We start from the raw sequence: 12,971 nt of genomic DNA, 5'->3' as shown, positions 1-12,971 counted from the left end.
GGTATTCCCGATGGCTGGAGACACCGTCATCACGGTGATCGGCAACCTGACGTCCGACCCGGAACTGCGCTTCACCCCGTCCGGTGCGGCGGTCGCGAACTTCACGGTCGCGTCCACGCCCCGCACGCTCGACAAGCAGTCGGGCGAGTGGAAGGACGGCGAGGCGCTGTTCCTGCGCTGCAACATCTGGCGCCAGGCGGCGGAGAACGTCGCCGAGTCCCTGACCCGCGGCGCCCGCGTCGTCGTGCAGGGCCGCCTGAAGCAGCGGTCGTTCGAGACGAAGGAAGGCGAGAAGCGGACCGTCGTCGAGCTCGAGGTCGACGAGATCGGCCCCTCGCTGCGCTACGCCACGGCCAAGGTCAACAAGGTCAGCCGCGGTGGCGGCGGCGGTGGTGACTTCGGCGGCGGCGGTGGCGGTGGAAACCGCGGTGGCGGCGGCAGTGCGCCGGCCGACGACCCGTGGGGTTCCGCCCCGGCCGCGAGCAGCGGTGGCGGCGGCGGCTTCTCCGACGAGCCTCCCTTCTGATCTCGTACACATCCACAAAGATTTGAACTACCAGGAGTGACCAGTGGCCAAGCCACCCATCCGCAAGCCCAAGAAGAAGGTCTGCGTGTTCTGCAAGGCCGAGAAGAAGGGCCGCCCGGAACTGATCGACTACAAGGACACCAACCTGCTGCGGAAGTACATCTCCGACCGCGGCAAGATCCGTGCCCGTCGCGTCACCGGCAACTGCAGCCAGCACCAGCGTGACATCGCCATCGCGGTCAAGAACTCCCGCGAGATGGCGCTGCTGCCCTACACCTCGACCGCGCGCTAAGGGAGGGCACTGACATGGCGAAGATCATCCTCACCACGGACGTGGCCAACCTCGGCGGCCCCGGCGACATCGTCGAGGTCAAGGACGGCTACGCGCGCAACTACCTGCTCCCGCGGGGCTACGCGATCCCGGCTTCCAAGGGCGCGGAGAAGAACGTGCGCACGATCCAGCGGGCGCAGGAGAGCCGTCGCATCCGCGACCTCGACCACGCCAAGGAGATCAAGGCGACCCTGGAGGGCCTCGGCGCCATCCAGCTCAACGGCAAGGCGGCCGAGGGCTCGAAGAAGCTCTTCGGTTCGATCACCGCCGGCGAGATCGTCGACGCGATCAAGGCGGCCGGTGGCCCGCTGCTCGACAAGCGCGTCATCGAGCTGCGCGACCACATCAAGACCGTGGGCAAGCACTCGGTCGGCGCCCGGCTCCACCCGGACGTGAAGGTCGACGTGCGGCTCGAGGTCAAGGCCTCGCAGTCCTGATCCAGTAAGTCCGTACGTCGTGGAAGGCGGGTCGCTCCCTCGTGGGCGGCCCGCCTTCACGCGTTTCGGGGGAACCTCGGACACACGGGCGTCGTCGTAGGACAATGGAGCGGGACGCGAAGGGAGCGCACTCGGATGGGTAACGAGGTCAACATGTCCGCGCCGTCCGGCGGAGGGGGCTTCACGTTCGACGCCGACAAGATCGACGGCGTCATCAAGAAGTGGCAGGACCTGCAGACGGACCTGCAGAACGATGCCGCCGACGCCAACCTGATGGCCGACGTCAAGGCGCCCGGCAAGGAGTTCGCGAGCGGTGACTGGGAGAAGCTCGCCAACCCCTCCGGCAAGGCGTTCCTCGAGCAGAACCAGAAGATGCAGGAATACGTGAAGAACTACATCCAGGCCCTGCTCGACGCGAAGAAGAAGATCACCGCCTCGGACGCGGACCACACCGGCGACATCTCGAAGGCGGGGACACAGGCGTGAACCGCCGTCTCGTACTGCCCGGCCTCGTCCTGGCCGCGCTGGCCCTCGCCGGCTGCAGCTCCACGACCGGCGGCACGGCCAACCCGGCCGCGTCCGGCACACCGGACTCCGCGAGCAGCAGCTCCGACAGCGGCGGTGGCGGCGGCGCACCCAAGGTGTCCAGCCCGCTCGACCCGGCGAAGCTGAAGTCCGACCCGTGCACCGTCCTTTCGGCCTCGCAGCGCTCGACGCTCGGCCTCGAGGACGGCACGCCCCGCACCGGCGCCGGGGGCGCGACCTGCGCCTGGGTCTACACCGCCGACGAGACGCGCAGCAGCCGGGTCGACATCGCGGCCGACCCGAACACCGACGGGCTCGCGGGCATCTACGACCTCTACGCCAAGGGCGGCAAGGACCAGTACGAGTACTGGGAGCCGGCCGACGTCTCCGGCTACCCCGCGGTGTACGCCGCGACCAAGGACTTCCGCGCCCAGGGGCAGTGCAAGCTGCTGGTGGGCGTGACGGACACCCAGGCCGTCCAGGTCTTCACGCAGATCGGCAACGGCCCGGGCGCGACCCAGCCGTGCCCGTACGCGGAGAAGGCGGCCGAGGCGATGATCCAGACCTTGAAGGAGGGCTGAGATGCTGGAACTGGTGCTGCTCGGCGGGTTCGCCGCTTACAACATGGCGACCACGCACTCGGACGACCACACGTCGCAGCAGGGCGACCGCAAGATCGACTGCTACGACATCTGGCACCAGATCACCACCGGTCCCGGCACCGGCTCGATCCAGAACGGGCAGTCGGCGGCCGGCCGGCTGAAGGGCGCCTACTCGGACCGGCTCAGCACCATCGACACCCTGGCCAAGGAGATGGACGCGGCCTGGACCGGCGGCGGCTCGGAAGCGGCGCAGAACGCGGGCGCGCACCCGCTGCGGGTGTGGATGGAGGACTCGGGCACCAAGCTGACCGACTCCGACAAGTACCTCGGCGAGCAGAACAACGCGTTCACCACCGTGCACGCGAAGGTGCAGGAGGTCCCGAAGGACCCGCCGAAGAACAACCTGCTCAACGCGGTGACGCCGTGGACGACCGACACCGACCGGGCGATCCGCGACTACAACGCCAAGGGCCAGGCGAACGTCGACGCCTTCAACACCTACTACAAGTCGAGCAACGACAACGGCCAGAAGATGCCGACGTACTCCGCGCTCAAGGGTCAGCAGGAGAACATCGGCGTCGACAACGGCAAGGACGGCAAGAAGAAGCCGGGCGACGATGGCAACGGCAACGGGGACGGCGAGCGCGGCGGTGCTCCGGGCACCGGTCCCGGCGGCGTGAACATGCCCGGCCCGGGCGGCGTCCCGTCGTTCAACGGCCAGCCGCCGAACACCCCGGGCGGCAGCTTCGACCCGTCGAAGGTGCCCGGCGGGAGCTTCGACCCGTCCAAGGTGCCGGGCTTCGATCCGTCGAAGGTCCCGAGCGGCAGCTACGACCCGTCGAAGATCCCGGGCGCCGGCAACTACACGCCGCCGAACTTCAGCGACGGCACCAGCGCGTCCGGCTTCTCTCCGTCGGACATGCCGGGGGTGCCGAGCTTCGGCCCGGGCAGCGCGCCGAACTTCTCCGGGGGCGGGGGCGGCGGCGGGTTCGGCCCCGGCGGATCGGCCGGGATCGGCGACCCGACGGCGGGCTTCGGCCCGGGCGGCGCGGGCTTCGGGCCCGGCGGCTCGACCGGGGCATCCCTGCCGGGCGGCGCCGGCGGGACGGGCGCCGGCCGGGGCGGCATGGGTGCCGGCGGCGCGATGGGCGCGGGCGGCGCGGCGGCCGGGCGCGGCGGTTCCACCGGGATGGGTGGGATGGGCGGCATGGGCCACGGCGCCAAGGGCCAGGGCGGCGGCGACGAGGAACGCACGTCGAAGTACCTGCTCGGCGACGACCCGAACGAAATCTTCGGCAGCGACGAGCTGACCGCACCGCCGGTCATCGGCGAGTAGCGCACGCGAGATCGCCGGGTGCGTGCCAAGATTGGGCGCGCCCGGCTTTTCCGGGTTCACCAAGCTGACTTCACTGGGGGAAGAGCGGTGCTGGACAGGCAGGTCACCATCACGACCGGCACCCTGGTCAACCTGATCCGGCGCCGCGGCGGCGAGCCGCACACCGTGCTGTCCGAGACGCCGACCTGGTACAGCGAAGAGGCCCAGCGCACCGAGGACGAGCGGGTCAACGCCGAGCTCGCCAAGGCGGGGCTGTTCGGCCCACGCGGCATGCACCCCGGGTTCGTCGCGACGGTCGAAGCCATCGCCCGGCCGCAGCTGGAGTACTACGGCTGGATCGACGGCGGGTTCCAGGGCAAGCCGATCAGCTACCGGCTGCTCGGCGGCACCGCCGGCGGTGAGTCGTTCGTGCTGGCCAAGCACGAGGAGCTGGACGTCGTCGTGCTGGAGTCCACCCAGCCGCACGAGCTCCTCGACGGCTTCCTCGGCCAGATCCCGAAGCTCGCGCCCGGGCGCGGGACACCGCTCGCCGTGCCGAAGAGCCAGATCGAGGGAACCGCCCGCGGCGACGAAGGCGGGTACGCGGTGCTCCGCAACGACCGCCCGGCCGAGGGCTCGCAGGAGGTCGAGGAGCTCCGGCGGATCCTGGCGTTGCGCCGAATGGGGAGCGGCAGCCTCTACGTCGCGGTCCGCAGCCGCAGCGGAGCCTGGCACCGCATCGAACGGCCGGTGAACTACATCGATACGTCGGAAGGCCGGTGGCTGACCGAGGAGGTTCCGGGGCGGGGGGAGAACCGGATCGCCTTCACCCCGGCCGACCAGCGCGTTCTCGCTGAACGGTTACGCAGCGCACAGGGCCGGCTCACCGCGGCCTGACCGTCGGCCGTTCAGCCCACCGGGTTACGGCTCTACCCTCCGTAATATTCATCCACAGGCCGCAGCGGCCAATGGGCTCCGGCTGGTCCACGACACGCCGAACAACGGATTTCGTGCGACACGCCGCACGAGTTTTCGGGAAGTTCTCCACACCTTGTTCACAGCCTCTGACCTGGGGATTCTTTGAAGCCGATCACGCTTGTCCCCAACTTGTCCACAGCTCTCGCGGCACCTGTGACTGGTTACCCCCATTCATCCACAGGTTGTCCACAGAAGGGTCCCCATCCGGAATTGCCTTCGGCCTTCCGGGGGATCTAGCGTGCCCGCTCGGGCCTGTACTCACGGTGGCGCCCGGCGTGCCTCCGAGAGTCGGGCGACGTTCTCGCCGATCATCGGGGGACGCGTCCGGAACAGTCAGGCACAGACCTGGCCGCGTGCTTCGAGAGCGAAGATCCGGCATACTCGAACTAGTGTTCGACACAATGAGGAGGTGTCCGGAGCGGTGGCGCTGACCGACGACCGCAGTCCGATGTACGCGGAGAACGACCCGGGTCCGAGCGACCCCGGCTCCGGCGGCGGGTTCGACCGCCAGCCACCGCAGGACATCACGGCCGAGCAGTCCGTGCTCGGCGGCATGCTGCTGTCGAAGGACGCGGTCGCCGACGTCATCGAGGCGCTCGGCCCCGACGACTTCTACCGCCCGGCGCACCAGGCGATCTACGACTGCATCCTCGACCTCTACGGCCGCGGCGAGCCGGCCGACCCGATCACCATCTCCGCGGAGCTGGAACGCCGGGGCGAGCTGGGCCGCATCGGCGGCGCGCCGTACCTGCACACACTGATCGCGACGGTGCCGACCGCGGCGAACGCCGGCTTCTACGCCGAGATCGTCGCGGAGAAGGCGGTGCTGCGCCGGCTGGTCGAGGCGGGCACCCGGATCGTGCAGTACGGCTACGGCGCGGCCGCGGCCGACGGCGCGAACATCGACGAGGTCGTCGACCGCGCGCAGGCCGCGATCTACGACGTCACCGAGCGCCGGACCAGCGAGGACTACGTCGCGCTGGAAGAGCTGCTGCAGCCGACCATGGACGAGATCGACGCGATCGCCTCGCGCGGCGGCCAGTCCCAGGGCATCCCGACCGGGTTCACCGACTTCGACGAGCTGACCAACGGCCTGCACCCGGGGCAGATGATCATCGTCGCGGCCCGCCCCGGTGTCGGCAAGTCGACCCTGGGCCTGGACTTCGTCCGGTCGGCCTCCATCAAGCACGGGCTGACCAGCGTCATCTTCTCGCTGGAAATGAGCCGGACCGAGATCGTCATGCGCATGCTCTCGGCCGAGGCGAAGATCCGCCTCTCCGACATGCGCGGCGGCAAGATGTCCGACGACGACTGGACACGCCTGGCCCGCCGGATGAGCGAGGTGTCCGAGGCGCCGCTGTTCGTCGACGACTCGCCGAACATGACGATGATGGAGATCCGGGCGAAGGCGCGGCGGCTGAAGCAGCGCAACGACCTCAAGCTCGTCGTCCTCGACTACCTCCAGCTGATGACGTCCGGCAAGCGGGTCGAGTCGCGGCAGCAGGAAGTCTCGGAGTTCTCGCGGCAGATGAAGCTGCTGGCCAAGGAGATCGAGGTCCCGGTGATCGCGATCAGCCAGCTGAACCGTGGTCCCGAGCAGCGGACGGACAAGAAGCCGATGCTGTCCGACCTGCGTGAGTCCGGCTCGCTGGAGCAGGACGCCGACCTCGTCATCCTGGTCAACCGCCCCGACGCGTGGGAGCGCGACGACCCGCGCGCGGGCGAGGCGGACCTGATCATCGCGAAGCACCGTGCCGGCCCGACCGCCACGATCGTCGTGGCCCACCAGCTGCACTACAGCCGTTTCGTGGACCTCTCCCACGACTAACCGAGGGCGCTGTACCCGCGGATGAACGCCGTGAGGAGCCGGCCGAAGTTCTCGCGGTCCTCGTCCGGCCAGTCCGCCATGACCTCGGCGAACACCGAGCGCCGGAAGGCGTGCAGCTCGTCGAGGTGCGCCTGGCCGGCTTCGGTCGGCACGAGCACCGCACGCCGTCCGTCGCGCTGATCGGCTTCGCGGCGAAGGAGTCCCTGCTCGACTGCGCGCGCCACGAGCCGGCTGGCGCGCGGCTGGTCGACGCCCATGGCCGTGCTCAAGGCCGTCACCGTGCTGGCTTCGCCGCGTTCGGCGAGCTCTTCGACGACGTCGAGCAGCTCGTGCACCGGGTCGTGCGCGCCCTGGCCGCGGGCCTTGCCGATCCGGCTCAGCGCCCGCCGCTGCTGGCTGCGGCGGATCGCGATCATCGCGCGCTCGACGTCGGCCACCGCGTCCGTCATGGTTGCCCCACCCTCCGAACTACATGTAAGTTTACATGCAGTTGTTCATCGACATGTTCGGAGTCTTCATGAAACCCCTCGGCTGGTGGCTTCGCCACGTCCACGAGCTTCTCGAATCTTCCATGGCCAAGGCCCTCGACGCCGAGTCGCTGAGCCGCCGGCACTGGCAGGTACTCAACACGATCGCCCTCGGTGCCCGCACGCCGGAGGAGGTCGACTCGGCACTGGCGCCGTTCGTCGCCGCCGAGGGGTCGATGGTCACCAAGGTGGCCGACCTCCGGGCTCGCGGCTGGGTCACCGAAAGCGGCGAACTCACCGAAGCGGGACGCGAAGCGCACGCCCGCGTCGAGAAGCGTGTCGAAGCGTTCCGCGCCGCGGTGACCGACGGGATCAGCGACGACGACTACCGCACGACGGTCCGCACTCTGGAGCGATGCGCGGCCAACCTCGAAGGTCACTGAAGGAATATCCCGGAGAGCGCGGGCGTCAGGTATCCTAGTAGTTGAACTTTCAAGCACTGGAGCCGTCGATGACCCGCACCCCGGTCCTCTACCTCAGCCACGGAGCGCCGCCGCTCGCCGACGACACCACGTGGACCCGCCAGCTCGCCGCCTGGTCGGCCGACCTGCCGAAGCCCCGCGCGATCCTGGTCGTGTCGGCGCACTGGGAGGAGGCGCCGCTGACCATCGCGGCCACGACGACCGTGCCGCTCGTGTACGACTTCTGGGGCTTCCCCGACCGCTACTACCAGGTGAAGTACGCCGCACCGGGAGCGCCGGAGCTGGCGGAGAAGGTGCGGAAGCTGCTCCGCTCGACCGACACACCGGTGCACGACGCGCCGGAGCGCGGCCTCGACCACGGCGCCTACGTGCCGCTCGTCGAGATGTACCCGGACGCCGACGTCCCGGTGCTGCAGGTCTCGATGCCCTCGCTGGACCCGCAGGAGCTGTTCGACCTCGGCCGCAAGCTCGCGCCGCTGCGCGACGAAGGCGTGCTGATCATCGGCAGCGGTTTCTTCACCCACAACCTGAGCGGTATGGCCCGCGCCACCGACGGGACACCGCCCGCGTGGTCGGCCGAGTTCGACCACTGGGGCGACGAGGTGGTGCGCGACGGCGACGTCGACGCGCTGCTCGACTTCCGGCACAAGGCACCGGCGGCCGCACTCGCACACCCGCGGATCGAGCACTTCGCGCCGCTGTTCGTCTCCCTCGGCGCGACCGCGGAGGAGAAGTCCGGCCGCACGGTCATCGACGGGTTCTGGCACGGCCTGGCGAAGCGGTCGCTGCAGTTCTCCTGACCTTCCCGCGAACGCGAACGAGCCCCAAGGACCGGATTCGGCTCTTGGGGCTCGTCCTCTCCAGGGAAGGAGAGCTTTCTTCGCTCGTCAGGCACTCCGTGCGAGGAGACCTCGCGGCGCGGTGGAATGCCTGGCGGAGTGGGAGGGCCCGGCGAGTTCTGGCTGAACCCGCCCGGCTGTCACCGAACTACTTGCGCTTGACCAGACCCAGCAGCTTCGCGAGGAAGCCGGTGGAGTCGAGGCCCGACATCGCCGGGACCTGCGCGGCCGGGGCCGCGCTGTCCAGCACCGGCAGCTTCGCGTTCACCGGCAGGGCCGGGGCGGCGGGCAGCGCGGCCGGGGCGGCCGGCAGCGCCGGGGTCACCGGGAGGGCGACCGGCAGCGTCGGGACGCCGCCACCCAGGGCGGGCAGCGCCGGCAGCGCGACGGGCAGGCCACCGGTCGGCAGGTCGGCACGCTCGGTGCCACCCAGCGCCGGGAGGGTCGGCAGCAGGCCGCCGCTCAAGGCCGGGATGTGCACCGGCAGGCCACCGGTCGGCAGGTCGGCACGCTCGCCGCCGCCGGCCAGGGAACCGCCCAGGCCCGAAAGCCCGTTCAGGCCCGGCAGGCCACCCGCGGTCGGCAGGTGGGGCAGCCCGGCCATCGGGCTCACCGGCACGTCGGCGCGCTGCGCCGGAACGGCCATCGGCAGCGCGGACAGGCCATCGGTGGGCAGCCCCGCCGTCGGCAGGCCACTGGCCAGCCCGGTCAGCGAGGGCAGCTCGCCGGCACCCAGCTCCGAACCTTCGACCGGGTTCGAGATCGCGTCGGCCGCCACGTCGGTGGCTTCCCCGTTGATGCTCGTCATGTCGGTCGCGTCCGCGGTCGCGACACCCAGCAGCTCGAGGGGCACCCCGAAGATCTGCACCGGCGCCACGATGTCGTGGTAGAAGTTGTACCCCGACAGGCTCGACCCGTCACCCTCGGTGACCGGCTCGCCGCCGTTCTGCGTGGTCAGCGTGTTGTCGCCCACAGCGTGCGCGACGCCGCCCACGGTCACCGCGTCGCCGAACAGCTGCGCGATCGCCGTGGCCGGGATGTCGAGGATGTTGCCGGAGATGGCGCCCTCGACACCCGAGGTGGTGTCGTCGCCCGCGTTCTGCACGGACGTCGTGTTGATCCCGGTGCCGCTGGCGACACCCGCCGCGCTGACGGCGTCGCCGAAGACCTGCGCGACCGGAAGCGCGTCCGCGCCGATGATGTTGCCCGCCACGCTGCCGCGGTCACCGTTGGTGGTGGCGTCGCCACCGGCCTGCGACGTGGTGTCGCTCGTGCCCAGGCCGTGGCCCAGGGCCGCACCCGCGACGCCGTCGCTGAACAGCTGCGCGGCACCCGCGACCGGGGCCTTCACGATGTTGCCGGCCAGCGCACCGTCCTGACCGTCGGTGAGGGCGTCGCCGCCCGCCGAGGAGTCGGTGATGTTGTCGTTCTCACCGGTGCCGATGCCCGCGAGGGCGGCACCGCTGCCGGCGGCCAGCACCGGCAGGGAGACCGGGGCCTCGATGATGTTGCCGGCGCCGGCGCCGGCGGGGCCGTTCGCCGTGACGTCGCCGCCCGCGTTGGACGTCGTGTCGGTCGAGCCCTTGCCGTGGCCCTGGCCGACGAACGCGCCGCCGATGTTGGCGACCTGCACCGGCAGCGAAGCCGGCACGGTGCCCAGGTTCGAGCTCAGGAAGCCGTTGTCGTCGTGGGTGCTGCCACCGCCGCCGCCGGAGACGACCTTGGTCTCGTCGGCCGAGCCGGAGCCCTGGCCGATGAAGGAGCCGCCCACGCCGAAGACCTCGGCGGGGAGACCGACCGGCACCTGGACGACGTTGCCCGAGCCGGACGAGTCGTTGCCCTGCGTGCCGTCGTAGTTCCCGGCGGTGACCGTCTTGTCCTCGGTCGCCGTGCCGGAGGCGTTGCCGATGTGGCTTCCGCCGATGCCGAAGACCTCGGGCGCGCCCGCGGTCTGGGTGTTGACGATGTTGCCACCGAGGACCGAGTCGTTGCCCTTGGTGTAGCTGCCGTCGCCCGCGTTGGCGTCGGTGGTGTTGTCGTGCGCGGCGTTGGCCTGACCGATGTAGGTGCCACCGATGCCGAAGGCCTCGACCGGCAGCGCGACCGACGGGTTCAGGACGTTGCCCGACCCGCTCGCGTTGTCACCGGCGGTCTTGACGAAGCCGCCCGAGTCGACCGTGCTGGAGGAGCTGCCGGTCTCGGGGATGCCCGCCGAGGCGTTGCCGATCCACGAGCCCGCGACACCCGCGACGTTCGCGATCGGGGACAGCGAGGCCGCCCCGCCGTTGCCGGACAGGAACGAGTCGTTGCCGCTCGTCTCGAGGTAGGTCGGGATGCCGAGGCTGCCCTCGCGCGTGTCCCCGGCCGTGGCGTCGGCGGAGGTGTTGCAGCCGTCCGAGTTCGACAGCGAGCCCCACACGGCGCCCGAGTTGCAGTTGAACTTGACCGGCAGGGCGATCGGCGCGCCGACCACGTTGCCCGATCCGGCGCTCTGGTCGCCGGAGCTGAGCAGCGAGCCGCCCGAGGTCGCGACGGTGTCGGCCGAGTAGCCGTGGCTCTGCCCGTTGCCGAGCAGGTACGACGCGGCGTTGCCGGTCACCTGCACCGGGGTGGCGAGCTGGCCCGCGACCACGTTGCCGGAGAGGGACGAGCCGTCGCCGTTGGTGTCGACGTTCCCGGTCTCGGTGGTGCTCTGGCTGGCCGACCCACCGGTCACCCGGCCGGTGCCGCCCGCGACGCCGCCGCCGTTGCCGGCGATCTGCACGGGGAGCGCCCAGTCGAGGGCGACCGCGTTGCCCGCGAGGCTGGAGTCCTGGCCCGTGGTCGCGATGTCCTGGTTGTGGTCCCAGGTCTGCGAGTGGTCGCCGCCCTCGACGTTCGCGTCGCCGATCACGCCGACCGCGTTGTCCACGATCTGGATCGGGACGACGACGTCGCCGGTGACCTTGTTGCCCTTGAGGTTGTTGTGCCCCGGGGTGAAGGCGCCCGCGCCGTCGGCCTTGGTGGCACCGCCGAGGGTGCTCTGGCTGATCGGGCTGGCCTCGTCGAGCTGCTTGGCAGCCTCGTTCGCCGCGTTGGTGACCGGCTTGGTGCTCAGCTCCGTCTGCCCGGCGGGCAGGTCCAGCTGGCCGAAGGGAGTGCCGACCGCGTTGTTGGCTTCCTGGATGGGAGCCGTCACGTTCAGGTCGAGCGGGGACGCCGGGGCGTCCGGGTTGACGTTCTCGTCGGCCGAAGCGATGCCGGTGCCCAGCATCAGCAGTCCACCGGTGACAAGTGCGGTCTGGAGTCCGCGCTTTGCCCACGTCTGCATGGGGTGTTTCTCCTTTATTTCGGGTTCCCTTGCGGGCTTATGGGGGTGCGCTAATACGCACCGAGGGGGGATGGAACTTCTGCGGGCGCGAAAAAGCGCACCGCCGTGTCACGGGAATTCCGCGGACGCAGAGCCGTCAGATGAAGACGGACTTGGGCGCGTCAGCGACCCGTGAAGGGAGGTGTTCAGTCAGGAGTGACACCGGGCTGCGTGCCCGGGGTGCGCGGCGTGTGCCGCAGGCCGCCGCGGTAAGCGCTGGCGGCGGCATCGCTGACGGCAGCGGAGACCCACGAGGGGACGCCGAAGTTCAAGCCGTCGAGGTGGCCACCGGGGGCAGAGCTGCCACCCGGGGCGGTGGGAACAGACGGCGCAACCGGAAGCTGCGCCGGAACCAGCGTCGACGGCAGATCGCGGTGCCCGTCGCGGGACTCGCCCGCGGCACCCATGCCGTCAACGTGCTGGACACCCGTCGGCATCGCGAGCATGGCTCGCAGCGCGGCGGGGAGCTGGACGGTCGAGACGGCGACCGTGTCCGTGGTCTGGCCGAGGCCCGTGGTCACCGGATCCTGCTCGACCGGGGCGATCCCCGGGAGCGAAACCAGGTCGCCGTGGGCGGCCGGGTCGAGCAGCTGCCACACGTCGTGGGCCGGCTCGGGGGTGATGGTCTGCTCGAGGACCTGGCGGGTGTCCTGCGGCTTGCGGACGATGTGCTCGACCGCGCCGAGGGTGCGGTGCGCCGGGCTCACGACGGCGTCGTCGGCGAGGTCCGAAACCGAGTCGCTGACGCGGTCGGAGACCTCGTGGCCGAGGGTGCGGGCGCACGGCTCGCTCCACGCCGTGACGTCCTGGTGGCAGCTCGACTCGGAGACGTCGCTGGCCGCGCTCGACGCGCCGCTGTTGACGTCGCCGAGGCTGCCGGCCGCGGCTTCGGTGATCGGGGCGGTGCCGACGTCGACGGTGTCGGCGGAAGCGGTCGCACCGGAGACGAGCCACGCGGCGGCCGTGCCGGCCACCGCGCCACCGAGCACGAGGAGCGCACGCGACACGAGACGGCCGGCGCGCTTGGCACCCTGCCCCTCGTTCGTCGCGGTGTTCGCCACTCGTCGTCTCCTCGTGCTGAGTTCGTGATCGATCGGCAACATTGCGTTGCGGAAGCGACCTAACCAAACCCGGGACGCGCCGCGCACCTTTGACGCGACTTGATGCCCCCATCGTGTGAACGACACACTGTGTAGCCCGGTCTGACGGCGGGTGATCACGCCTGGCAGTGATCGGTGTCGGACGCGACGGCGCGAATGCGGCCGAATCGGACGGTCCAGCCAGTACGGTGT

13 protein-coding genes are annotated in these 12,971 nt (G+C 70.5%); 10 read left to right on the top strand and 3 right to left on the bottom strand.

Annotation, left to right across the window (positions count from 1 at the left end):
* Positions 1 to 10: 10 nt before the first annotated feature.
* The 8 genes from ACZ7OU_RS06620 to dnaB all read left to right on the top strand — a co-directional run bounded on the left by ACZ7OU_RS06620 (position 11) and on the right by dnaB (position 6,542).
* Positions 11 to 526: a single-stranded DNA-binding protein gene (locus ACZ7OU_RS06620; RefSeq protein ID WP_470240185.1), complete on the top strand. Its 516-nt coding sequence runs from the start codon at positions 11 to 13 to the stop codon at positions 524 to 526.
* Between the two features lie 43 nt (positions 527 to 569).
* Complete coding sequence (gene rpsR, locus ACZ7OU_RS06615) at positions 570 to 818, top strand: 30S ribosomal protein S18 (protein ID WP_003098744.1); 249 nt, start codon at positions 570 to 572, stop codon at positions 816 to 818.
* A gap of 14 nt (positions 819 to 832) precedes the next feature.
* Entirely contained in the window at positions 833 to 1,294 is a 462-nt protein-coding gene (gene rplI / locus ACZ7OU_RS06610) for a 50S ribosomal protein L9 (RefSeq protein WP_470240184.1), read from the top strand.
* 135 nt (positions 1,295 to 1,429) lie between these two features.
* The gene (locus ACZ7OU_RS06605; RefSeq protein WP_470240183.1) at positions 1,430 to 1,780 is read left to right on the top strand and encodes a hypothetical protein; all 351 of its coding nucleotides are present in this window, start codon (positions 1,430 to 1,432) and stop codon (positions 1,778 to 1,780) included.
* Positions 1,777 to 2,400: a DUF3558 domain-containing protein gene (locus tag ACZ7OU_RS06600; protein ID WP_470254445.1), complete on the top strand. Its 624-nt coding sequence runs from the start codon at positions 1,777 to 1,779 to the stop codon at positions 2,398 to 2,400. Before ACZ7OU_RS06605 ends, ACZ7OU_RS06600 begins: the two co-directional genes overlap by 4 nt.
* 1 nt (position 2,401) lies before the next feature.
* On the top strand, positions 2,402 to 3,757 hold the full coding sequence (locus ACZ7OU_RS06595; RefSeq protein WP_470254444.1) for a hypothetical protein: 1,356 nt from the start codon (positions 2,402 to 2,404) through the stop codon (positions 3,755 to 3,757).
* A gap of 87 nt (positions 3,758 to 3,844) precedes the next feature.
* The gene (locus ACZ7OU_RS06590) at positions 3,845 to 4,633 is read left to right on the top strand and encodes an ESX secretion-associated protein EspG (RefSeq protein WP_470240180.1); all 789 of its coding nucleotides are present in this window, start codon (positions 3,845 to 3,847) and stop codon (positions 4,631 to 4,633) included.
* A 502-nt stretch (positions 4,634 to 5,135) separates the two neighbouring features.
* Positions 5,136 to 6,542, top strand: a complete 1,407-nt coding sequence (dnaB, locus tag ACZ7OU_RS06585; RefSeq protein WP_470240791.1) for a replicative DNA helicase — start codon at positions 5,136 to 5,138, stop codon at positions 6,540 to 6,542.
* On the opposite strand, the gene ACZ7OU_RS06580 is transcribed toward dnaB, so the two are convergent.
* Positions 6,539 to 6,991 carry a MarR family winged helix-turn-helix transcriptional regulator gene (locus ACZ7OU_RS06580; RefSeq protein WP_470240179.1) on the bottom strand — a complete coding sequence of 151 codons (453 nt, stop codon included), beginning with the start codon at positions 6,989 to 6,991 and terminating at the stop codon, positions 6,539 to 6,541. The genes dnaB and ACZ7OU_RS06580 overlap by 4 nt on opposite strands.
* 68 nt (positions 6,992 to 7,059) lie before the next feature.
* Between ACZ7OU_RS06580 and ACZ7OU_RS06575 the strand changes: the two genes are divergently transcribed.
* Complete coding sequence (locus tag ACZ7OU_RS06575; protein ID WP_470255889.1) at positions 7,060 to 7,452, top strand: MarR family winged helix-turn-helix transcriptional regulator; 393 nt, start codon at positions 7,060 to 7,062, stop codon at positions 7,450 to 7,452.
* A 68-nt stretch (positions 7,453 to 7,520) separates the two neighbouring features.
* The gene (locus ACZ7OU_RS06570) at positions 7,521 to 8,291 is read left to right on the top strand and encodes a dioxygenase family protein (protein ID WP_470254443.1); all 771 of its coding nucleotides are present in this window, start codon (positions 7,521 to 7,523) and stop codon (positions 8,289 to 8,291) included.
* A gap of 187 nt (positions 8,292 to 8,478) precedes the next feature.
* Here ACZ7OU_RS06570 and ACZ7OU_RS06565 read toward each other — a convergent pair whose 3' ends face one another.
* The gene (locus tag ACZ7OU_RS06565) at positions 8,479 to 11,640 is read right to left on the bottom strand and encodes a beta strand repeat-containing protein (protein ID WP_470240178.1); all 3,162 of its coding nucleotides are present in this window, start codon (positions 11,638 to 11,640) and stop codon (positions 8,479 to 8,481) included.
* A gap of 185 nt (positions 11,641 to 11,825) precedes the next feature.
* Positions 11,826 to 12,740: a hypothetical protein gene (locus ACZ7OU_RS06560; RefSeq protein WP_470254442.1), complete on the bottom strand. Its 915-nt coding sequence runs from the start codon at positions 12,738 to 12,740 to the stop codon at positions 11,826 to 11,828.
* Between the last annotated feature and the right edge of the window lie 231 nt (positions 12,741 to 12,971).

It is taken from the genome of Amycolatopsis sp. NPDC114505 (assembly GCF_055633615.1).
This window is presented reverse-complemented; position numbering and strand designations above follow the sequence as displayed.

Coding starts and splice junctions, on each gene's coding strand:
- ACZ7OU_RS06570 (WP_470254443.1), top strand. CDS start 7,521: ATGACCCGCACCCCGGTCCTCTACCTCAGCCACGGAGCGCCGCCGCTC.
- ACZ7OU_RS06575 (WP_470255889.1), top strand. CDS start 7,060: ATGAAACCCCTCGGCTGGTGGCTTCGCCACGTCCACGAGCTTCTCGAA.
- rplI (WP_470240184.1), top strand. CDS start 833: ATGGCGAAGATCATCCTCACCACGGACGTGGCCAACCTCGGCGGCCCC.
- ACZ7OU_RS06620 (WP_470240185.1), top strand. CDS start 11: ATGGCTGGAGACACCGTCATCACGGTGATCGGCAACCTGACGTCCGAC.
- ACZ7OU_RS06595 (WP_470254444.1), top strand. CDS start 2,402: ATGCTGGAACTGGTGCTGCTCGGCGGGTTCGCCGCTTACAACATGGCG.
- ACZ7OU_RS06565 (WP_470240178.1), bottom strand. CDS start 11,640: ATGCAGACGTGGGCAAAGCGCGGACTCCAGACCGCACTTGTCACCGGT.
- ACZ7OU_RS06580 (WP_470240179.1), bottom strand. CDS start 6,991: ATGACGGACGCGGTGGCCGACGTCGAGCGCGCGATGATCGCGATCCGC.
- ACZ7OU_RS06605 (WP_470240183.1), top strand. CDS start 1,430: ATGGGTAACGAGGTCAACATGTCCGCGCCGTCCGGCGGAGGGGGCTTC.